We start from the raw sequence: 20,766 nt of genomic DNA on the forward strand, positions 1-20,766 counted from the left end.
CCCGGATCGGGAGTCCCATGCACATCACCTATGTTCTCGGCACCCGCCCGGAAATCATCAAACTGGCCTCGCTGATCGCTGCCAGTCTGCGCGATGGGCTGCATTTTTCGATTGTCCATACCAATCAGCATTACGACGAAGCGATGGACCGGGTGTTCTTCGACGAGCTGGGCCTGCCTCCGGCCGATTACAATCTCGGCGTAGGCTCCGCGCCGCATGGCGTGCAGATCGGACGGATGCTGTGCGGAATCGAGCCGGTGCTGGCGAAGCTGCAGCCGGATGTCGTGGTGGTGCAAGGCGACACCAATAGCGCCTTGGCTGGCGCCATGGCTGCCAACAAATTGGAGATCGCCGTTGCCCACGTCGAGGCCGGGCTGCGCAGTCGCGATCGCAGCATGCCCGAGGAAGTCAATCGCGTTCTGATCGACCACTTGTCCGATTACCTGTTCTGCCCAACCGCACTGCAGGCGCAGATCCTGCACGACGAAGGTCTGACCGGTGCACGCATCCGCATCACCGGTAACACCGTCGCCGATGCGACGCTGGCGCACGCCCAGACCGCACTGCGACGGTCGACGATCCTGCAACGCCTGGGGCTACCTGAAGGCGGCTATCACCTGCTCACCTGCCACCGCCGGTCCAATACCGAAGACCCCGCGCATTTTGCTGCCCTGATGCAGGCAGTCACCTCGATCTCCGAGGCCGAAGGCCTGCCGTTGGTGTTTCCGATGCACCCGCGCCTGGACGCGCTGGGAAGCGCTGCGGCCCAGCGGCATCGGGCGTTGCGCGCGATTGGGCCGGTCGGTTATCTGGATATGCTGGCACTCCAGCAGGGCGCGGCCCTGATCATGACCGATAGCGGCGGTATCCAGGAGGAGGCCTGCATCCTGCAGCGCAAATGTCTGGTGCTGCGCACCAATACCGAGCGGCCGGAAACCTTGCAGATCGGTGGGGCGGAACTCCCCCACGGCCTGGACGAAGTTGCGCTGCGCTCCGCCGCCGATCGTCTGCTGCGACGCTCGGTAACATGGCGCAACCCGTTCGGCGATGGACATGCGTTTCGCTGCATCCTCGATACGCTGTTGGCGCGGGACGAACGGGCCTACGCGCCGCGTCAACGCCTGCAGCACGCGTGAGCATGTCGCGTCGATGGCACTGACTGCGCAAGCCGATTACAACGACGCCAATTCGCTCAGTGCGCGACTGCGTGCACGGCGCTTGCGCGTGTTCCTGGAGATGGTACGCGCCTGCCATCGGCGCCAAGGTTATTGCCGGGTGATCGACGTCGGCGGCACGCTCGCCTACTGGGCGCACGTGCCGGACGCCTTCTTCGCCGAACACGCCTGCGAAGTGACCGTGGTCAATCTCGACAACTCCGCGCAGCCGACCGCGCGCCCGTCTCTGCGTGCGCAGCAGGGCGACGGCTGTGCGTTGGCGTTCGCCGACAACGCCTTTGACATCGCTCACTCCAATTCGGTGATCGAGCACGTGGGCGATGCCGCGCGCACGCGCGCATTTGCAGACGAAATCCGTCGCGTGGCCCCGCAGTACTATGTGCAGACGCCCAATTACTGGTTTCCGGTCGAGCCGCATTATCTGGCGCCCGGCGTTCAATTCCTGCCACGCGCCTGGCAGGCAGAGTTGTTGTACCGGGTTCCCCTGGGCCGCATCGATCGACCGCAGACGCGGGCGCAGGCGCGTTGTTTCGTGGACGATATCCGCCTGCTGCGCAGGCGCGACATGGCGCGCCTGTTCCCGGACGCTGCGCTGGTCGCCGAGCGCTGGTACGGCCTCAATAAGTCCTGGATTGCGGTGCGTCGCTGAGCACGCTGTGGCGGGCGTACAGCAGGGCGAGGGCCAACGCCGCATGCAGGGAAAAGGGATAGAACAACAGATAGAAATCGAACACGTTCAAGCCGGCCAGGAACAACAACCAGATCAGCGCCCAGCCGCGTTCGGCGGGATTGCGTAGCAGCGGTGCCCAGAGCGCCCACAGCAGGCACAGACATGCCAGCAATCCGCATAGGCCGGTTTCCGACAGCACCGCCAGCAGACCGTTGTGCGCATGCAGTTCGCCACGATCGAAGCGGCCACCGGTGTAATCGGGTACCAGAAACTGGAACACGCCAGCACCGAGCCCGAACCAGGGATGGCTGCGCCATGCCTCGAACGCGCCGGACCACAGATAGGTGCGTCCCAGCGTGAGCGCGGTCAGCGTGTTTTCGTGCACCGCACTGGTCATCTCCGCGTAGCGTTGGCGCAGGACGAAGGCGGCAACGGCCAGCAGGCCGAGCGAGGCGATCCAGGCCGTGCGTCGGACAGGGCGTGGCCCGCCGCGGCGCGACCACGCCCACCAGGCGATCAACGCGGCCACCGGCAACAACGGGTTGCGGACCTCACTCAATGCCAGCGCGGCGACGGCAGCCATCACTGCCGCAGCCAGTACCTTGCGACCGACCTCGTTGCGCTGGTACAGCTGGATCGTCAGCAACGCCACGATGACGGAGGTTGCCGCCAGCAGTGCCGGATGGTCGTACATGCCTGATACCCGCGGCAGGTACTTGAAGCTGTCCTGTGCATGGAAGGCCAGCGACCACTCCAGCGCTGGCGGCCACTGCAGCCGCACGGCCATGCCCAGCGCCAGATTGATCCATACCGCAATCAACGCAGCCAGTGTTGCCGCGCGTGGCCAGCGTGGCGAAGCCACCGCCAGATTGAGCAATGCCCATAGCCACAGCAAGGCGGTGGCGTAACGCACGGCATACTTGAATGCCAATGCCGGGTGGTCCGATGCCAGGACCGACGCTGCCAGCGCGGCCATGCACAGCAGGATCGACAGCAGTGGCCAGCGCAGGCATGCGGGAACGCCATGCCGCCACAGCGCCCATGCGCTCAGGCCGAGCGCGGCGCCGCGGATGGCCATCGATCCCAACGACAGACCGACCCCGAAGTAGCGTCCGGTCAGCACGACTTGCTGCAGACAGAACAGCAGATAGAGGCCCAGGCAGATGACCACCAGCCCGGTCTGCGCTGGCCGGGGCGCAGCCGCGCCCGTTGTCATGTATTCCAGGTCGTGAGCGCCTGCGCGCGGTAGCGTCTGCTGAGACGCGCGCGCAGCAACAGCAACAGATACGCACCATTGGTGCGCAGATAGCGCCAGGCCAGGCGGCGTGGTTCCAGCGCAAGCCGAAACAGCCACTCCATGCCAAAACGCTGCATCAGTCGCGGCGCCCGCGGCAACATTCCCGACAGCACGTCGAACGAGCCGCCCACCCCCATGGCCACCGGGACACCCAGCGTCTGCCAGTGTTTCTCCAGGAACAGCTCCTTCTTTGGCGAGCTGATGCCGACGAAGAGATAGCGCGCACCGGACTGACGGATCGCCGCGACGACCGAGTGTTCTTCGGCATCGCTGAAATAGCCATCGCGCACGCCGGCAATATGCAGCCCGGGCCACGCCGTGCGCAGGCGCTCGGCGGCGGCGGCCACCACCGCCGGACGGGCGCCGAGCAGATAGACCCCGGCGCCGCTGCTGGCAGCCTGACTGCACATGTCCTGCATCAGATCGATACCGGCCCGGCGCGAGGGTACGTCCGCCCCGAACCAGTGCAAGCCCAGGCTGATGCCTGCGCCATCGATGTGCACCACCTCGGCCTGTTCCAATGCCTGTCGCAACGGCAACTGGGCACGCGCATCGATCAGCTTGGCCACGTTCAGGCCCTCCACCCGGATCGGCGCGCCGCCTTCGGCGGCATGCTGCGCACGCAGCAGGATCTGCGCGGGGGGAACGAGGTCCAACGGACATCCGAAAAAGGACAGGCGAGCAGGTGGTCTGGTCACGTTGCGGGTTCCTGTGCGGCCTGCCCATCGTACAGTGCCAGCACCTGCGCCCGCAGGCCTTCCCAGGTGAAGTCCGCCTGGACGTGCGCCATACGTTCCGGCCCGATCCTCTGCTGTCGCTGCACGTCGATGCATGCGGCCAGCGCAGCGCTGTCGCCGAGCCGGTGCAATGCCGCCTGCAGGCCGATCTGGGCAAGGATCGAGCGATTGCCGGGAATGTCGCTGGCAACCACCGGGCAGCCGAGCAGCAGCATTTCGATCAATACGGTCGGCATGCCTTCCACTGCCGAAGGCAGAACGAAGACATCGGCCAGTGCCGCCATCGTCGCCACCTCGGCATCGCTGACGAAGCCGTAGAAGTGCACGCGTGCGGAAACACCCAACGCCACCGCACAGGCCTCCAGACGTGCCCGATCCGGTCCGCGACCCACGACGTGCAGCACTGCCGCGTCCATGTTCGGCTCGGTGAGCGCTGCGATCGCATCCTGCAGCCGTTTGACCGCATCCAGTCGGCCGACCGACAACAGCGCAGGCGTGCCGCGCAGTGGCGGGCTCGCCGTCGCGGGCAGGCACTGCTCGGCGGCCAGCACGGCATTGGGCAGCAGCAGTGCCCGCCTGGGCGACAGTCGCCGTCGCGAGAGATAGTCCAGCCAATAGGCGGATAACAGCACGGTCGGTAGCGCGCTTCGCAGCAGCGGCTTCTCGACGAGGTGGTCCCAGCACCACTTGCGCACGCGCTTGCTCATCGCAGGATCGTCGTCGTAATAGCAGTGCGGGGTGTAGATCAGACGCTTGCCGCGCAGCCGGGCCACTGCGGCGGCGACGGCGGCAATGGGGGTGCGCGCACCGTGCACGTGCACCACATCGGCCCAGCCGACGTGGTGCCACAGTTGCCATGCCGTCGCGCGGACCACCGCGTAGCCCTGCGGCGAGACACTGCTGTCGGTCAGCGGTGCCAGGATCCGCAGCGTATGGCCGGCCTGGGTCAGGATCACCGCCAGCCCATGGATATGGCGCGCCACCCCACCGCCGCCGCCATGGGGCGCGAAATCCTTGTACACGTGCAGGATGCGCATCGCCTAGCCCGCGGCCATGTCGGCGGTAGGGCCGGCCTGCGTTGCATTGCCCCTGTATGGGCGCCCGAGCGGCTGTCGCGACAGCAGCAGGCAGTGGCAGTGACGCAAGGCACCGCCGAGCAGTAGCCAGAAACCGCCGGCGCCGGACACGGTCATCGCGTTGTCGGAGGAGATCAAGGTCGTCGCCATGCCACCCAGCAGCCAGAACATCGCCAATGCCAGATGGTCGTCGTGTTGGCGATAGGCGCGCCACAGCACCTGCAGGCCCCAACCGATAAAGGCCAGGAACAACAGCGCTGCGGGTAGCCCCATCTGATACGCGATGGTGAACACGGCGCCTTCGCCGCCGCCCAGGTCGGTCAGCGCCTGGCGTGCGGCCACCGCACCCTGCCGGCCAAGCCCACCGCCCCAGAACACGACCTGGTGCAGATCGGCCAGATTGCGCTGCAGCGCCCACCAATGGCCGATGGTGGAGCCGTCGCGAAAGTTCACGGCGGTGACCACGATGCCGTAGGACGCTGCAGCCAGCATCAGCGCGACGCCACCTACGAGCAGCAGCCGTGCCCACGCCGACCGCACCAGCCCGCGGGAACTGACCAGATAGCCCAGCACCCCCACGATGCCAGCCAGCATGGCGCCGCGCGTGCCCGACATCCACACGCCCACCAGCAACGCCAGGCACACCAGCAGGGCGCGCCACGGCCAGCGCCGCTGCCAAAGACCCAACGCGGTCAGTGCCGCAGTGACGAGGAACTGGCCTTGCGCCAAGGGGGCGGCCACCAGCCCGCCGGCCCGGCGGGAGTAATCCTCGCCGCCAAAGAAGTTCCATGGCAGCCGGGTGTCCGGATCGGTGTCCTTGGGAAGCACGCCTTTCACCTGCGCCAGGTAGTCCGGCAGCCGCACCGTATGCACCCAGAAATCGGTGTGTGCCAGGTCCCATATGCCGAACAAGGCGCTGACGATGCCCAACCACACCAACCAGCGGGCAGCTTGTCTGAAGTCCGCCCGATGCGGCATGCACCAATAGCCGGCGAGCACCAGCAGCATCGGTAGCAGGAGCGTTCCAAGCGAACCGATGACGATGCCGAGCGGCAATCCGTGCGCGTACCCGACCGGTGCATAGGCGAGCGCGATCAGCCCGAACATCAGGATCATTGCCAGCAACACACGTGGCATGCGCACCGTCACCAGCGCAATGCCGGCCAGCACGATGAGCGTGCCATCCCGCAACGGCCGCAGCATGGCGGCAGCCGGCAGCGCGCCGCCATGGTAAAGCCACGCGACCAGCAGATCCCCCAGGTGGACCCATAACAGCACGGCCAGCAGCAGGTACGCGCGCTTCACGATGCCGCTTCCAGGCGTTGCGGCCATCGGGCATCGGCGACGAAGGTCTGCTGCAGCCAGTGCCTTTGCTGCGCGGCGAATCGCACCCGCGCACTTGCATCGCTGCGCAGCGCACCGACCAACGCGAACAGCGCGTCGGCATCGGCGACCTGTTGCAGCGGCCGCCCGACCGCCAACGCATCATGGGAGGCGGACGCGGGCCAGGCCATGCCGATCACATAGTGGCCGCGGCAGGCGGCTTGCAGCAACGCGGTCGAGCAGAAACCCACCACCAGCGCCGGAGGCCCACCAGGTTGCAGGACCGCGTGTGGCGGGCGTTGGCAGCGCTGGCGCAGTGGCTGGTCTGCATAGGGATGCGTGCCGCGCGCTTCCTCCGGGTGCAGCAGGATCCGCACGGCCACGCCGCCGGCCTCCAGCGGCAGCAGAGCGCGTGCCAGGGCCAGCAGCTGCGCGGCCAGGGTAGGCCCGTAGATTGGCGTGTGGCTTTGCGACATCAGATACAGCGTTGTCGGCGCCGTGCCGGTATCGAGATCGGTCAGTGCAACCGCCGGCCCGAAGCCGATGGCCGCCGGAGCGACGCCATGCCTACCGTAGACCTGCGCGCTGCTGGGTCCCCAGAGCAGATGATGCCGGGCCTGGACCGGGAAGAATTCGTCGGTCGGCAGGCCATGCTGGACGCAAACGCTACGCCAGCCGTCCCCGGCGGCCTGCAATGCCGCGGCCGCGTACATGTCGAAATCGTTGTGCAGCAGCAGCGTGGCTCCGCTGGATGGCGCGCGAAGCGTACGTTGCCAGGCACCATGCCAGAGGCGCTGCCGGAACACGCAGGCGCGCACGATCCAGAGCGGGGCCACTGCCGGCCCGGTCGTCTGGCGGGGCAGGCCCAGCGCGCGCAGCGCCGATTGCCAGCTGGCCCAGGTCGGTCGTGCAGGCAGCTGACCATCGACGCTGCTCCGTAACCGGGGATGGATCAGCACCGTGCACTCAGCACCCTGCTGGTGCAGATCGGCCAGATAGGGAGCCAGCGCCCCCCAGCCATTGCTGCCCGGCAGTGTTGCCAGCGCTGTCCAGGCGGACAGCGCTGGCGCATCGTGCGGCAGCCGCAGACACAGCCAGACATCGCGCAGCACGGCCAGCGCGGCCCGCAGCCACGCGCCGCGACGGCGACGGGCCAGGAAGTAGATTTCATGCCGCACCGAGGCGGCCTCTGCGCCAAACTGGGCATGCACGGCCTGCTGGAACTCAGCGAAGCGCATCGTTTGCCTGTTCCTTGCGAAGCTGTCGGTATCCGCGCCAGCGCTGCAGCTCACCGAACAGCCCTCTGCCGAGCACGCGCATCAGGCCGTGCTTGAGCCGCCGCTGCAGTCGATCCCGCCTGCTCCATCCCACCTGGTCCAGGCGTGCATCGACCGTGGCAATTTCGTGCGCGTCCGCCATCGCCAATGGCGCTGCGCTGCGCCGCTGTGCGGGTTGCCGCAGCTGTAGCCAGATGTTGCCGGCCAGGACACCGCGATCGGAATACGGGCCGCAGGACACGACCTCCAGGCCTGCCGCCTCGACCAGGCGCCGCAGCAATGGCACCGAAAAATAGCTCAGGTGGGCTGGGTGGACGTAGTTGCGCGAGCGCCATCCGCTCATCAGGTCCGGGACTTCGATCCAGGCCTGTCCCTCGGGAACCAAGATGCGCTCCAATGCCGCCAGAAACGCGCGCGGGTCGGTCAGGTGCTCAAGCACATGGAAGGCGACAACCGCGTCGAATTGACCATCGGCAATTGCGTCCAGTGCGGGCAGGAACGTCACCGCGGCGCCGTCGAGCAATCCGTCGCGATGCGCAGCATCCGGCTCGCAGGCGGACAGGTGCAGGTCCGGACGCAGGGCGGCAGCGGCACCGAGGAAGGCACCGAAGCCGGAGCCGACCTCCAGCACCCTGGCTGCCGGCGCAAGCGCGGGCGCGATCCGCTGCAGCCGGCTGCGCGCGATCCAGCGATCGCCGCGCCAGGCGAAGAAACGTGCTTGGCTACCCCAGGGGATTTCTGCGGGAAACAGCCGGCGATAGTCGTGGACATAGAAATGCTGCAGCGCCGCCTCGGTGAGGTCCGGTGCCAGATACACCGCTGCACACGCGCCGCAGCGGCGCAGTTCCTGGCCTGTTCCGACATAGACCTCTGCCCAGATGGTGCGTTGCGCCTGCGTACCGCCACAACAGCGGCAATGCCCATGATCGGGCGTCCAGGGTTCCTGCGATGTCGCCAGCGCGCTACGCATACACGCTCCGATACCACAGTGCGACCGAGACTGCGAACCACAGCGTGCTGTGGGACCGGCCGCTGGCAAGCTCCCTGCGGAGCCGCGCCACATCCAGCAGCGCGTTCACCCCTGCCGGCAGCGTTGCCAGTGCCTGCTGCAACGGCATGCGGTCGACCAGGAATTGCTCGGCATGCCCGAAGCCGGTGCTCTTGCGCTGCGTGGTCACGCGCGCCGGCAGGCGATCGGCGAACGCGTGTCGCAGCATCGCCTTGCCATGGTAGTCGCCCATGCGCTGCTGCGCCGGCGTCGACAACGCGCGTTCGACAACGCGGTAGTCCAGGAACGGCGCACGCACCTCCACGCCGGCGGACATGCTGTTGCGGTCGGTCATGCGCAACACCATCGGCAGGTTGGTCGACAGCACGTCGCTGCGCAGGCGCGTCTGGACGTCCGCCCGCCGATCAACCTGCAGCAGTCGCAACCGGGCCGCCTGGTCGTGCCACAACGCCGAGGACATGCAGGCCACGCTCGGCCGATGCCGGCGCAGCAGTGCGCCCAGCGGGCCGACCGGCAGATCCCATGCAAGACGATTGAGCAGCAGGCGCGGGTCCACTGCACCGGTGGATAGCAGCCCGATGGCGGTCGGCAGCCGTGCCTGATGCAGTGCACTGCGTGCGCTCAGGGCCAGGTAAAGGCGCACGTATCCACCGAACAGCTCATCGGCGCCTTCGCCATTGAGCACCACCTTGTAACCGGCGGCGCGGATGGCGCGATACATGCGGAAACTCGCCAGTATCGACGGCGTGCAGAACGGCTCTTCCTGTGCCTCCACCAGTGCCAGCAATTCCTCCTCGTCGGGAATCGCGTGGACGCGATGAAGGAAGTGACGCTCGCTCTGCCCGAGGCTGCGCATCAAGGCAGCGGCCGCGTCGGTTTCGTCGAAGCCGGCCTGTTCGGTGTCGTGGTAGCCATAGGTGAAGGCGCCGGCGAAACAGGTACGTGGCAGCGCACCTGCCTGCACGCTGAGAGTGGTCAGGATCGAGCTGTCCAATCCGCCCGACAGCAGCGACACGGTGGGAGCATCCGAGCGCAGCCGCAGGCGGGTGGCGTCTTCGAGCAGCGCACTGGTGGCTGCGGCATCCAGCGGTGCAACTGTACCGGGCAGTGGCCACTGGTGGTACGGCGTGCGCCGGCTGTGACCAGCCGGCGACACCCGGTACAGCCAGCCGGGCGGGACGGCGCGGATGCCCGCGTAGAAGGTCTCGCCGGTGTGGTCGGACAGGCCGGTGACCAGAAAATCGAACACCGCCGCGGGATTGGGTGGCGGGTAGCCCCCCAGGCAGGCAGCGATGGCGCGAATCTCGCTGGCCAGCACCAACTGCCGGCCGTCGTGGTGCAGATACAAGGGTTTGACACCCATCCGGTCGCGGCAATAGATCAGGTCGCCGCTTGCCTGGTCCAGCAGCACCAGCGCCCACATGCCGTTGCAACGTGGAAACAGGTCCTCGCCCCAGGCGCGCCAGCCGTGCAGGATCACCTCGGTGTCGCTGTCGGTGCGGAATCGGTGACCCAACGCCTCCAGTTCGCGGCGCAACTCGAGGAAGTTGTAGATCTCGCCATTGAAGACCACCGTGTTGCCGGTCTCGGTGCAGCGCATCGGCTGGGTGGCGGCGTCGGTCAGGTCCAGGATCGCCAGGCGACGGTGGCCCAACGCAGTGGGCACCGGCTGCTCCAGGCACAGCAGACCCTGCGCGTCCGGACCGCGGCGGGACAAGGCATCCAGCGCGCGTTCGGCGCGTGCCTGCAGCGGCGTTTCCGCCACGAAGCTACGCAGCGCGACTATGCCGCACATGGTGGCCTCCGATTCTGGTGGCTGGACATCTCAATCAAGGTGCAAGCGGGCATTACGCGCGCGCCGGCAAGGTGGTGTGCAGCAGGCTGCGACATCGCCACACCATCCACGCCACCGGCACCAGCAGCAGCGCCGCCAGTGTCATGGCCACCGGACTGCCACCGAGCGAGACCGCCAGCACTGCCGACAGCAGCGCCGCATAGCCGCCGGCGTTCAAACGTAATCCGCACAGGTGCAGGCTCGCCGCCGCGATGGCGAGCACGCACAGGAATCGCAGCCATAGCAGCCATTGCGGCGCATGCGCCGCTGCCGCCGCGATCTGCACAAGCGCGCTGCAGCACACGCCAACCAACAACAACGGAACCAGCGTCGCCTCGCGATGGCGTCCGATCAACAGGGCCGACAGCACGCTGCCGAGCAATGTGGTCGCGCCTGCGGCCAGTACCGGGGTGACCCATGGCAGCCATGCGCGTTGCTCGGCACTGCCCCAGGCGGCGGCTGCCAACAGCAGCACCAACGCACCCACGGCGGCTGCGCCAAGCACCAAGGAAACCAGCGTGCCGGCCCAACGCTCTCCGGCCGGGCCGCGCGCTTCGGCCACCAACAGGCGATTGAACTGGTTGAACACACCGCTTGCCCCATTGAGCAGATAGTTCAGAAACAAATACACAGGCAGGAATGCCGGCGCGACCGACGCCAGCAGGAACGGCGTCAATCGATCGTGCAAGGTGCCGGCGATGCTCAGCAACGACAACTGCAGCGCCGGGCGCAGCATGCGCCGACCGCCACCGCAGCGCGGCCACAGCAACGGCAGCGATGCACCGAACACGGCAATGTTGACCAAGGCCTGCAGCAGATACCCCAGGCTGACCGCCACTCCGGCGCCGAAACCGCCGTTCCAGCCTAGCAGCCGTTGCAACGCCAGCCAGACGAGGATCGTCGCCGGCATCGCCACCTGCTGCACCATGAATCCCGCCAGCCGCCGCCCTTGTGCAAGCAGCGGTGCCGAATAGCCCACCAGCCCGAACACCGTCGCCGGAAGCGCCGCCAGCAGATAGTGAAACCCCTCGCCCTGTCCGCGGCTCCGCCACCAGGCACCGGCGATCCACAGCAGGTCCAGCAGCACGGTGGCGAGCAGGCGGTGCCAGAGTGCCTGGCGCCAGCGTTCGTTCCAGCCCGCGGCGTCGGGGTCCTCGCGCAGGAACAGCGAGGCGTAGCCCAGATCGGCCAGGAACAGCAGGGTGAGCAGGCCAAGGTGTGCCAGTCCCACCTCGCCGTAGCTCTGCAGGCCGAACCGGCGCAGCAACAGCCACTGGAACAACAGGGCGCAGCCCTGACCCAGCGCGTACAGCGTCGCGCCGGCAACGAATCCCGCGCGCATGCGCTGCGCGGCGGTCATGGCTGCGGGGCAGGTGCAAGCGTCGGGACATGGCACAGAAAGGCACGCGAGGCGGCGCCATAGGCGAACCAGGGTTCGAACGCGATGCCGAAGCGAGCGGCGCACTCCTGCAGCGCCCGGCGCTCGCCCTGTTGGTGGTCGGCGCGAAATAGATCGTAGTCGTCGCACAGCATGACGCTGCCCTGCACCAGACGCGGTGCGATCAGGGTCAGGGCGTCGTGTGCCGAGCTGTAGAGATCGCAATCCACATGCACGATCGCCGCATGCGTGTGGCCGATGGCGTGCGCATTGTCGGCGAACAATCCAGGTACCAGTTGCAGATCCGGCGCCTTCAGACCGACCGCCGCACAGCGCGCTTGCGCCTGTGCCTGCGTGGCAACAAAGCTGCCGGCAGCCAGGCTGTCTTCGCCTTCCAGATTTGCCGGCATCCCGGCAAACGTGTCGAAGCCGTAGAAGCGTGGGCGCTGCGCCAGAAACGCAGACACCGTTCCCTGCCTGCGGTAAGGCAGCCGCGCGCTGTGCTCCAGATGGCGCCGATGATGGCGATAGCTCAACCACGCGTGGGCGAGACTGTTACCGCGATACACGCCAAATTCGTAGTAGTCGCCTGCCAGCTGGGTCGCATGCACGTAAGCCCATGCACGAAACAGTGCGCCGAGTGCATCGTTGCGATGCAGGTTCGCGCTCCCACGCAACCGATGGTAGGCGAACTTGAGGCGTTCGATGGTCGTCACAGACAAGCCAGACACCTTCGCAGGAACGGGGGAACCATGCGATAGGAGTATCCGGGCTGGGCGTGCGGCAACGCAATGGTCAACGTTATGCTCACCATGGAGACGGTGGATCGCGTCTGGCCAGCGCCAGATGCCGGACGCGGCGCGGCTCGGTTCCTCTGCAAACCTCGTCTTTGATCAAGTACGCAACAGGCATCGCGGGCAGATCGGCGGCAGACAGCATGACCGCGTTGAGCAGGCTCACACGTGTTGTCCGGCGGCCGCGTCGGTCGCCGCCAACACGCGCTGCAATGCCTGGCGCAGGTTCCAGCGTGCGCGCCACCCCAGCACGCGGGCCGCCTTGCCCGGATCGCCCAGCTGGTGAAGACGGTCGATTCGCCGCTGACGTTGTGGGTCCACCTCCAGGCGCGGTGATCGCCCAAGCAGCGCACCGATCTGCTCCACCAGTTCGGCGACCGAATGCTCCACCCCGGAACATAGATTGAATACATCGAAGGCCGGGTCCGGCCGCGCGTCGTCAAGCAGCGCGATCAGTCCTGCCGCGGCGTCGTCTGCATGGATGTAGTCCCGGCACGGCTGCAGGTTGCCCAGCTGCAGGCGTGGCGTTTCTGCCGGGTCGGCGGCCAGTTGCGCCAGCACGTCCGGTATCAGATGCGCGTTGGGATCGTCGTGGGCAATCGTGTTGAACAGACGTGCGGCGCGCCCGCGTCGGCCAGTGTCGGCAGTGCACCACAGCCGCAATTGCGTTTCGTTGCAGAGCTTGGACAGGGCGTAGTTGTCGCGCGCTTCGGTCGCGCTGTCGTGTTCGTCCAGCGCGCCCTCGCCCCAGGCGTAGACCGCACCGCTGGAGGCGATCACCACGTGTCGCACGGCCGCGTCGCTGGCGGCGTGCAGCACGCTTTCGGTGCCAACGACGTTCGCCTGCAGGCAGCGCATGCGTTGCGTCTCGCAGGTAGGGATGTGATGCATGGCAGCCAGATGGACCAGCGCATCGGCACGGAACTCACGCAGTGCGGCAGCGACCGTCTCGCGTTGGCTCACGTCGGCGACGATTGCCGCATGCAGGTCTTCCGGAAACGGCATGCCGCTGGACAGATCGTCCAACCCCGCCACCGCATCGCCACGCTGCAGCAACGCGCCCGCCACGCGTCGCCCGATCATCCCGGCTGCGCCGGTGACCAGCACCCGCTTCATCCAGGCCCCTGCGTGCGTGCACCTGCACGCCCGAGCAAGCTGCGCCGCGCGCGTTGCGGCAACCAGGCGAATAACGGATCGTCATGCGCTGACCATGGCGCGTGACGGTCGCCGTGGCGACGCGCAATCACGTAGACCGACAGCGCCATGGATGAGAGCACCAGCACTCCCAGGAACACCGCCAGCCCGACCAGCACCGGCTGGCGGGAAGGTATCGGCGCCGGCGACAACGCGGGGATGGCGCGGTAGCGCACCAGTTGCGCGCGCCAGCGCTGTTGCGACAGCGCCAGGTCGATTTCGCTGGCGACCTGCGACAGCGACGAGCCGGACGGAGTGTCGGTCCCGAACACGGCCGCTCGGCAGCTCTGTACCCAATCTGCCAGTGCGCGGCCCAGATGCAGCGCCTGCGCGCGCTGGTCCACCCGCGTCAGGAAGCGCTGCTTGCCATCCAGCTGTTCCAGTTCGCGCTCTACCTGACGCAACTTGGTACGCGTCTCGGCGATGGTGGACTGCAATGCGACGATCTGCGCCAGCGGCGAAAGGTAGCGTCCGCCGCCATCGCCGACCGACACGACCGTGTTCACTTCGTTGCGCCGCAGTTCCGGATAACGCTCCAGCAACTGCTGCATGTCGGCCGCCTGTCGCTCGTTCTGTTCGATCGCGAAGCGCTGCTGGATCTGGTCGATCTGCAGTTGCGGGCGTTGTTCGAGCGCCTGCTGACGCAGGCTGTCCAGATAATCGCGTAGCCCGACCCACAACACGACCTGGCGCACATGCTGCGCAATGGCGTCCAGCTGCTGGTTCGCGGCTGCATCGTCGCGTGCGTACAGCGACACCTCCAAGCCCAGCGCGCCGACGCTCTTGGCATCGATGTTGACCTGTTGGCGGATGTCGTCGCGTTCGACCGCACTGCGGTAGGTCACGCGCGTATCCCAGTAAGTCCTGCGCACGAACGCGCGTTGCAGACGTTCGCGCTGCTCGGCCGGTAGATCGGTCATGCCCGCGAGAGACGCCGCTACCAGCTGGCGGTCGGCGAGCATGGGCTGCAGCTTGCGCCATTGCTCCAGCGTCATCTGCGGCGTTTCCAGCAACGCGGTGAGCGCATGCAAGGGCCGCATGGCGACAAGCGCGCCGGCCAACAGGCCGAACAGCAATGCCACCGGGATCAGCAGGCGGCCAAACTCTCGGTAGAAGCGCAGTACCTCCAGCAGCAGATCGCCCAGGGAGACCTCATCGCGGCGTTCAGGGATCTCATCTATTCCCGGCATTGGGTCTTCGCTGTTGTTCAAGGAGACATGGGAGCGCCACGCCGCACCGGCAGCACTGTGCCACAGCGATTGCAACGGCGGCAACGCACCTACGCGTGGGCGCGGCCGCGCCCTGCAACGCGCAACCCGCACCATAACGTGGCGGTCAGCGTCGCTTCGGTGGCGATCACGGCGATGGCTGCCCCGTGCACACCGTACTGACGGGTAAGCAGCAGGTTCAGTGCGATGTTGACCACCGCCGCCAGACCGGCGCCGAGCACGTACCAACGCTGCCGGTCGCTGGCGATGGCGGCCTGGGTCAGCACATAGTTCGGCAGGACGAACACGAACGCAGCAAACAGCCAGCCGAGCAATTGCCCGGCCACCACGCGATACGCCGCTCCGTACAACAACTCCATCAACCAGGTACCGAGCCAGGCACCGGCCGCTGCCAGCGCCAGCCCTGCCGCACCGGCCAGCCACAGCGCGCGATCCTCCAGACGGCGCGCACGCGTGGCCTGCGTGCGTTCAAGCCGCAGCTGGCGGAACAGCAACAAGGCAACCGGCATCGCCAGTAACAGCACGCCATCGAACACGCGGTACGCCGCGGCGTACTGCCCAAGCTCCGCCGCAGGCACCATGTGCTGCAGGATCACCACGTCGCTGCGACGGTACAGGCCGGTGGCCGTATCGATCCAGAAGAAGCCGGCCGCCGCGCGGTACGCCAGCGGCTGCGGCCGCCATTGCGGTCGATCCCGCAGGCCCCGCCCCAACAAGAGATAGGCCAGCACCAGACCGCATCCCCAGGCAGCGAAGACCACGCCGGGGTCGTGACCAAGCAACAGGACCGCCATCACCACCAGCACCGCGCTGAGCGCACGCGCACCCGCCAGCCAGCTGGCGTCGCGTTGCCAGCGGCCCGCCGCCTTCAGCTGGGCGGAGACCAACTGGGTCAGCGTCACCGCACCGAAGCACAGCACCGCCCAGACCAGTGCGGGATCGCCGCCGGCGTGGCGCGCTGCCAGGCTGGCGGCGGCCAGCAACAGCGTGGACCACAGCAAGTGCCCGCGTGCCAGCCCAGGCAGCGCGCGCGCCATCGGCGCAGGGATGCCGGCCGCAACCCCTTCGCGCAGCACCAGGGTACGCATGCCGGCATCCTGCAGCAGCGCCAGCAAGGTCGCCAGATTGAGCAGGTAGGCGTAGCGGCCGAAGCCGGCGGGACCCATGCCACGCGCCAGCCACACCGACAGCGCCAGCGAGACGGCGGCGGTGAACAGGATCGACACCCACTGCGCCGACAATCCACGCACCAGGCTGCGCCAGGCAGGCGGCAGACGCGGTTTCACCGTGCGCCGATCCAGACCGGCGCCACCATCTGCCATGGGCCCTGCGCCACCAGCCGCCCCTGGTCCAGGACCAGCACGGTATCGGCCTGTTCCAGCAACGCCAGCCGATGGCCGATGAGCAGCACGGTCACGTCCCCATGCAGGCGCTGGATGGCGCTGCGGATGCGTGTCTCGTTCTCGTGGTCCAGCGCGCTGGTGGCTTCGTCCAGGATCAACAACGCCGGACGTTGCAACAGCGCCCTGGCCAGAGCCAGCCGCTGGCGTTCGCCCCCGGACAACGGCATGCCGCCATCGCCGACCGGGGTGTCCCAGCCCTGCGGCAGCGCATGTACAAACTGGGCGGCGGCCTGCTCCAAGGCCGCGTATAAGGCCGCCTCACTGGCATGCGGGCAAACCATCAACAGGTTGTTGCGCACGCTGTCGTTGAGCAGGAACGCGTCCTGCGACACGTAGGCCACCGAGCGGCGCCAACTGCGCCGGGCGGCCGCATCCAGCACCACACCATCGATCTCCAGCGTGCCCCCATCCGGGCTCAGCAAGCCGCTCAGGACGTCGGCCAGCGTGCTCTTGCCGGCACCGGAGGCGCCGACCACGGCGGTGGTGGTTCGCGCCGGCAGCCGCAGCGAAAGATCATGCAGCGCGGGCGTGCTGCGCCCCGCGTACTGGACCCGTACCGCGGACAGCGCGAGCGACGTGGTCAGGTGGATCGGTGGCGCGACGTCAGGCAGCGACGGCTCGGCCCACTCCCTGCTTTCCCGTAGCCGGCGTTCGATTTCGGCGAACGCCGCCGCCGCATGCAGGCAGTACTGGCGTTGTTGCTGCACTATCGTCAACAGCGGGACCAGGCGAGCGAAGATCGCCACCAGGACGAGCAGCTCGGCCATCGCCATGTGCAGGAACTGCAGGCCGAGGTAGGTAAAAAACGCCAGCACGATCGCACCGGCGCTCTGTAGCCAGGCTTTGGACACGCTCAAACCCCGTGCAAACCGCAGCTGCTGGTCGCGCATGGTCCGGGCCGTGCGTTCGAATGCCGCCAGATATGTTGTTTCGGCACCCAGGATCTTGGCCAGGCGCAGACCGGACAGACGGTCGTGCAGGCCCGCGTGCAAGCCCTGGTGTGCCTGCGTCAACTGGCGTCCAAGCAGCGCCACCTCGCGACGCTGGCTGCCTACCAACAACAGCAACGCAATCCCGCTCAGCGTGGCGACCAGCGCCAGCACCCAGGACAGCGCGAAGGCGGCCAGCAGATAGAGCGCGGCGGTGATCGCCGTGGAGACCATCGCAAGACCGTGTCCCAGCCCGACTTCGGCGCGCCCCACATCACTCAGGATGAGACTGGCGTGGTCCCCAGTGCGCTGACCCGCCAACCAACGCCATTGCGCACCGAGCAGGGCAGCGAAACTGCTGATGCGCAGCCGCTCGCCGACGTCTTGCTGCAGCCGTGCCGCGAGCTGTTCGCGGCCGAACTGGATCGCGCTGCGCAGCAACAGTGCCAGACAGAACAGAAGCAGCAACGGAATCGGCGAGCTTGCCCGGACACCAAGCGCCGCGAGCAGGCGCAACAGCTGGTGCGCCACTCCCGTGGCGGCGGCGTCGCCCTGCAGTGAACTCAGCAAGGGCACCAGCAACAGCACACCGATGCCCTCCGTCGCAGCGGCCAGCACCATCAGCATCAACAGCCCGATGCGCTGGTCGCGCGGTGCCAGACGCAATACGCCGGCGAGGAAGCGGAAGACCGTCATTGGGACCGCCATGCATATGGCACGAAGCAACCTACGCGGGCGAAGCGGTCGGTGCCGTGCCCGCCGGTCACGTGCTGGCTGCCGGCGACGACCCAGGCATGCGCTTGCAGCGCCGTCCCGTCTGCACAGCGCGCGACTCCCAGGCAGAGCACATGAGCGACCCGGAACACGTTCAGCAGGCAATGCGAAGCCAGCGCCTGCGCCAGGCAGTTGGATCGCCAGGGCGTATGGCGAGCAGCCAGTCTCACCGTCCGGCCGATCTGCAGGGCGCGACGTTGCGCGCGCTCGTCCAGGCGCGGCAGGGCCGGCGGTACCGCCATCTGGTGGCCCACCCAGCGGGCCAGGTGGCGGAAGCCGATCCACCGCACGGCGCCACGTGCCGCGCCCAGCAGCAGCCAGGTCGGCACCAGCAGCAGGCGCTCGAAACGAGGCAGGCGGGCGAACGCAAGCAGCCTGTGGCGCACGCCGGCAACAGCACGGGAAACACTCACCGCCAGCCGTCCTCTCCACAGCTGGCGGGCCGCTGCGGTAATGCCTGGCGGTTGCACCGCGTACTGGCGCTGGAACATGAGGTTGTCCGCTGTCGCACGTGCAGGACCCACCGCAGAAGGAGCATGGCAGAGACACGCTGTCGGAGGAGGGGCGGCCTGCGCGATCAAGCCCATGCCGGCACGCAAACCCGGAACGGCTTGCCGTGGCCGGTGGCTGCTAGCCTAGCAAACGCGCGCGCTGGCGTGCTGGCGTGGACATGATCGGAGGTGGTGCGGCTACGGCAAACCGAGCGCATGACCAAGCGATCGTCCGACGACTGCGATCAGCTGCCGCCGCGTTCGTGCCAGGCAAGAAATCCGCCGGTCTGCAAGCCGAACACCAGCATCTGCAGATAGGTTTCGCGTCTGGATTCGGCCGCCTGCGCATCGCGCGGCCAGTCGTCCATCAACGCCTGCAGGCGTGGCAGGTCGAGCACGCGGCGTGCCAGCGCCGAATCGCGTAGTGCATGGAGTTGCGCCTGCATGGCCGCGCGCTGTGCGGTGAGATGCGCGAACCAGTCGCCATGCTGCACGCCGACTTGCCGGTTGGCGAAGATTTCCGGCGGAGCGCCACGTGCGGCCAGCAAGCGTCGCGGCAACGAGCGGGTGACACCATCGCGCAGGAACTGGTCCAGCGGCAGGCTGCCGAAGAACTCGATGACGCGCCGGTCGGCGAGCGGCATGCGGAAATCAACGCCGGAGATCGCCCGCAGTGTGCCCCAACCATCCATCGCCGCTGCATGGCCGAGCAACCATTCGCGCAGGGCATGCGCAGAGCGATGGCGTCCGCCGAGTCGGATCCGGTAGCGATCCCGGTCCAGCTGACGGTGCATGCGAAGCTTGCGTGCCAAATCCGGATGCAACGCCGCGTATTGCATCCAGGGCGCGGCCGGCAAGCCGTGCCAATACCGCAGCGCCGCAATCGGTGCAAAGGGGCGCAAGACAAACCGCTGTAGCGCTTTACGCGAACTCAACCCCTGATTGCGGGCAAGCGCGCGCGTCTGCGTCAGCAGCGTGCGCCATTGGCGAGCGCATAGCAGTTCCGGCAGACGCACCAGACCGTCGTAACTGAAGAAGGCGTTCCCCATCTCGCCTCCGATCAACACATTTCCGCCGCGCGCGTGCAGGAATCGGTCCAGCGGAAAGAACCAGGCCATGTTCAAGGGCGAGCGCATCGGTTGACCATTGACCTGCCACCAGCGTTCGGCGTCGTACTCACCCCAGTCGCCGTCATCGTCGCCGACCATGTGCCAATCGATCCCCGGATGGCTGGCGGCCAGAAGACGGGCGCGCGGAGATTCGTCGTAATAGTGGGTGGCGTTCGCTGCCGCCGTGGTTGCTTGCGGCACCCGCGTGAGGGTGAGCAATGGGACCGGCGCCGATTGTCGCGCGGCCGAGAGCACGACCGAACCGCTGTCGAGTCCGCCGGTTAGGCAGGCCGCTGCCGGCTTGCTGGCGCGCAAGGCATCGGCGACCGCGCGATCAAGCACGTCGGCTGCGGCGGCCTCCACATCGGCATCGCTGCCCAACTGCAGCGAGCCTGCCTCAGGCAGAAACCACCAGCGCTCGGTGCAGGTCGCCTCCGGTGTCAGTTGCATGGCATGCCCGGCAGGCACCCGGCCGATCGCGCGGTAGACCGTGCGCTGCGGCCGGCTGCGGTCCATCACGAGCTGGTCGGCCAAACTCTGCTCGTCCAGATCCCTGGGAACACCGGGCAGCGTCAGCAAGGCCGGCAATCGGGTCGAGAAGGCGATCAGGCGTGTTCCACGGTGTACGAACAGCGACCGCTGGCCGACCGGATCGCGCGCCAGCAACAGCCGACGTTGGTCCGGTCGATACAGTGCCAGGGCGTAGCTGCCGTGCAGCCGCGGTAACGCGGCCGTATCCCAGCGTTGCAAAGCCTCGAGCAACAACTCGCCGTCCGGCTGCGCGGGCAAGGTCGACCAGCCCAGCGCATGCACGAGCTCGCTACGCGCTACTAGCGAACTGTCGGCGACCAGTAACGCCCCGGATGCGCCGATACGAGGCAACCTTTCATCATCGTCTTCGGGAGTGAAGACATGCTGGCGATGCACCACTGCAAACTCGCCCGCGTTCCAGATTCTCGCAGGGCCAATGCCACGTGCTTCCAGCGCATTCCCCAGTCGCTGGATCACGTCCGGTTCGACCGGGCGGCCATCCAGGTGCCAGATACCGGCAAAATCGCTCATCGATC

At 67.4% G+C, this 20,766-nt stretch carries 17 protein-coding genes; 2 read left to right on the top strand and 15 right to left on the bottom strand.

Annotated elements, in window-relative coordinates; genetic code table 11:
* The first annotated feature begins 17 nt into the window (after positions 1 to 17).
* Together wecB and VZ068_RS00310 are read left to right on the top strand one after the other, a co-directional pair.
* Positions 18 to 1,136 (top strand): UDP-N-acetylglucosamine 2-epimerase (non-hydrolyzing), encoded by a 1,119-nt coding sequence (gene wecB, locus VZ068_RS00305; RefSeq protein WP_349656507.1) that lies wholly within the window; start codon positions 18 to 20, stop codon positions 1,134 to 1,136.
* Between the two features lie 13 nt (positions 1,137 to 1,149).
* Positions 1,150 to 1,824, top strand: coding sequence for a class I SAM-dependent methyltransferase (locus VZ068_RS00310; RefSeq protein ID WP_349656508.1), 675 nt, complete (start codon positions 1,150 to 1,152; stop codon positions 1,822 to 1,824).
* Here the strand turns inward: VZ068_RS00310 and VZ068_RS00315 are convergent.
* From VZ068_RS00315 to VZ068_RS00385, 15 genes are all read right to left on the bottom strand, one after another.
* Positions 1,793 to 3,061 (bottom strand): O-antigen ligase family protein, encoded by a 1,269-nt coding sequence (locus VZ068_RS00315; RefSeq protein WP_349656509.1) that lies wholly within the window; start codon positions 3,059 to 3,061, stop codon positions 1,793 to 1,795. The genes VZ068_RS00310 and VZ068_RS00315 overlap by 32 nt on opposite strands.
* On the bottom strand, positions 3,058 to 3,798 hold the full coding sequence (locus VZ068_RS00320; RefSeq protein WP_349656510.1) for a WecB/TagA/CpsF family glycosyltransferase: 741 nt from the start codon (positions 3,796 to 3,798) through the stop codon (positions 3,058 to 3,060). The genes VZ068_RS00315 and VZ068_RS00320 overlap by 4 nt, the downstream gene beginning before the upstream one ends.
* A gap of 38 nt (positions 3,799 to 3,836) precedes the next feature.
* Positions 3,837 to 4,916 carry a glycosyltransferase family 4 protein gene (locus VZ068_RS00325; RefSeq protein WP_349656511.1) on the bottom strand — a complete coding sequence of 360 codons (1,080 nt, stop codon included), beginning with the start codon at positions 4,914 to 4,916 and terminating at the stop codon, positions 3,837 to 3,839.
* A 3-nt stretch (positions 4,917 to 4,919) separates the two neighbouring features.
* Positions 4,920 to 6,260 (bottom strand): hypothetical protein, encoded by a 1,341-nt coding sequence (locus VZ068_RS00330; RefSeq protein ID WP_349656512.1) that lies wholly within the window; start codon positions 6,258 to 6,260, stop codon positions 4,920 to 4,922.
* Entirely contained in the window at positions 6,257 to 7,516 is a 1,260-nt protein-coding gene (locus tag VZ068_RS00335) for a hypothetical protein (RefSeq protein WP_349656513.1), read from the bottom strand. Before VZ068_RS00335 ends, VZ068_RS00330 begins: the two co-directional genes overlap by 4 nt.
* The gene (locus VZ068_RS00340) at positions 7,503 to 8,594 is read right to left on the bottom strand and encodes a class I SAM-dependent methyltransferase (protein WP_349656514.1); all 1,092 of its coding nucleotides are present in this window, start codon (positions 8,592 to 8,594) and stop codon (positions 7,503 to 7,505) included. The genes VZ068_RS00335 and VZ068_RS00340 overlap by 14 nt, the downstream gene beginning before the upstream one ends.
* Entirely contained in the window at positions 8,518 to 10,359 is a 1,842-nt protein-coding gene (gene asnB / locus VZ068_RS00345) for an asparagine synthase (glutamine-hydrolyzing) (RefSeq protein WP_349656515.1), read from the bottom strand. The genes VZ068_RS00340 and asnB overlap by 77 nt, the downstream gene beginning before the upstream one ends.
* 52 nt (positions 10,360 to 10,411) lie before the next feature.
* Positions 10,412 to 11,758 (bottom strand): hypothetical protein, encoded by a 1,347-nt coding sequence (locus VZ068_RS00350; protein WP_349656516.1) that lies wholly within the window; start codon positions 11,756 to 11,758, stop codon positions 10,412 to 10,414.
* The gene (locus VZ068_RS00355) at positions 11,755 to 12,492 is read right to left on the bottom strand and encodes a TylF/MycF family methyltransferase (protein WP_259159312.1); all 738 of its coding nucleotides are present in this window, start codon (positions 12,490 to 12,492) and stop codon (positions 11,755 to 11,757) included. Before VZ068_RS00355 ends, VZ068_RS00350 begins: the two co-directional genes overlap by 4 nt.
* A gap of 240 nt (positions 12,493 to 12,732) precedes the next feature.
* Positions 12,733 to 13,686, bottom strand: coding sequence for an NAD(P)-dependent oxidoreductase (locus VZ068_RS00360; protein WP_349656517.1), 954 nt, complete (start codon positions 13,684 to 13,686; stop codon positions 12,733 to 12,735).
* Positions 13,683 to 14,954, bottom strand: coding sequence for a hypothetical protein (locus VZ068_RS00365; protein ID WP_349656518.1), 1,272 nt, complete (start codon positions 14,952 to 14,954; stop codon positions 13,683 to 13,685). Before VZ068_RS00365 ends, VZ068_RS00360 begins: the two co-directional genes overlap by 4 nt.
* 89 nt (positions 14,955 to 15,043) lie before the next feature.
* Complete coding sequence (locus VZ068_RS00370; RefSeq protein ID WP_349656519.1) at positions 15,044 to 16,279, bottom strand: polysaccharide biosynthesis C-terminal domain-containing protein; 1,236 nt, start codon at positions 16,277 to 16,279, stop codon at positions 15,044 to 15,046.
* On the bottom strand, positions 16,276 to 18,021 hold the full coding sequence (locus VZ068_RS00375) for an ABC transporter ATP-binding protein (RefSeq protein ID WP_349656520.1): 1,746 nt from the start codon (positions 18,019 to 18,021) through the stop codon (positions 16,276 to 16,278). Before VZ068_RS00375 ends, VZ068_RS00370 begins: the two co-directional genes overlap by 4 nt.
* Positions 18,018 to 18,590 carry a lasso peptide biosynthesis B2 protein gene (locus tag VZ068_RS00380; RefSeq protein WP_349656521.1) on the bottom strand — a complete coding sequence of 191 codons (573 nt, stop codon included), beginning with the start codon at positions 18,588 to 18,590 and terminating at the stop codon, positions 18,018 to 18,020. Before VZ068_RS00380 ends, VZ068_RS00375 begins: the two co-directional genes overlap by 4 nt.
* A 245-nt stretch (positions 18,591 to 18,835) precedes the next feature.
* The gene (locus tag VZ068_RS00385) at positions 18,836 to 20,761 is read right to left on the bottom strand and encodes an asparagine synthase-related protein (protein WP_349656522.1); all 1,926 of its coding nucleotides are present in this window, start codon (positions 20,759 to 20,761) and stop codon (positions 18,836 to 18,838) included.
* Between the last annotated feature and the right edge of the window lie 5 nt (positions 20,762 to 20,766).

Source organism: Xanthomonas sp. 10-10 (assembly GCF_040182365.1).
GTDB lineage: Bacteria > Pseudomonadota > Gammaproteobacteria > Xanthomonadales > Xanthomonadaceae > Xanthomonas > Xanthomonas arboricola_F.

Bases quoted from the DNA above. Each gene is read 5' to 3' on its own strand.
- VZ068_RS00375 (WP_349656520.1), bottom strand. From the start codon at position 18,021: ATGACGGTCTTCCGCTTCCTCGCCGGCGTATTGCGTCTGGCACCGCGC.
- VZ068_RS00385 (WP_349656522.1), bottom strand. From the start codon at position 20,761: ATGAGCGATTTTGCCGGTATCTGGCACCTGGATGGCCGCCCGGTCGAA.
- VZ068_RS00310 (WP_349656508.1), top strand. From the start codon at position 1,150: ATGGCACTGACTGCGCAAGCCGATTACAACGACGCCAATTCGCTCAGT.
- VZ068_RS00315 (WP_349656509.1), bottom strand. From the start codon at position 3,061: ATGACAACGGGCGCGGCTGCGCCCCGGCCAGCGCAGACCGGGCTGGTG.
- VZ068_RS00335 (WP_349656513.1), bottom strand. From the start codon at position 7,516: ATGCGCTTCGCTGAGTTCCAGCAGGCCGTGCATGCCCAGTTTGGCGCA.
- VZ068_RS00365 (WP_349656518.1), bottom strand. From the start codon at position 14,954: ATGCCGGGAATAGATGAGATCCCTGAACGCCGCGATGAGGTCTCCCTG.
- VZ068_RS00350 (WP_349656516.1), bottom strand. From the start codon at position 11,758: ATGACCGCCGCGCAGCGCATGCGCGCGGGATTCGTTGCCGGCGCGACG.
- VZ068_RS00325 (WP_349656511.1), bottom strand. From the start codon at position 4,916: ATGCGCATCCTGCACGTGTACAAGGATTTCGCGCCCCATGGCGGCGGC.
- wecB (WP_349656507.1), top strand. From the start codon at position 18: ATGCACATCACCTATGTTCTCGGCACCCGCCCGGAAATCATCAAACTG.
- asnB (WP_349656515.1), bottom strand. From the start codon at position 10,359: ATGTGCGGCATAGTCGCGCTGCGTAGCTTCGTGGCGGAAACGCCGCTG.
- VZ068_RS00380 (WP_349656521.1), bottom strand. From the start codon at position 18,590: ATGTTCCAGCGCCAGTACGCGGTGCAACCGCCAGGCATTACCGCAGCG.
- VZ068_RS00360 (WP_349656517.1), bottom strand. From the start codon at position 13,686: ATGAAGCGGGTGCTGGTCACCGGCGCAGCCGGGATGATCGGGCGACGC.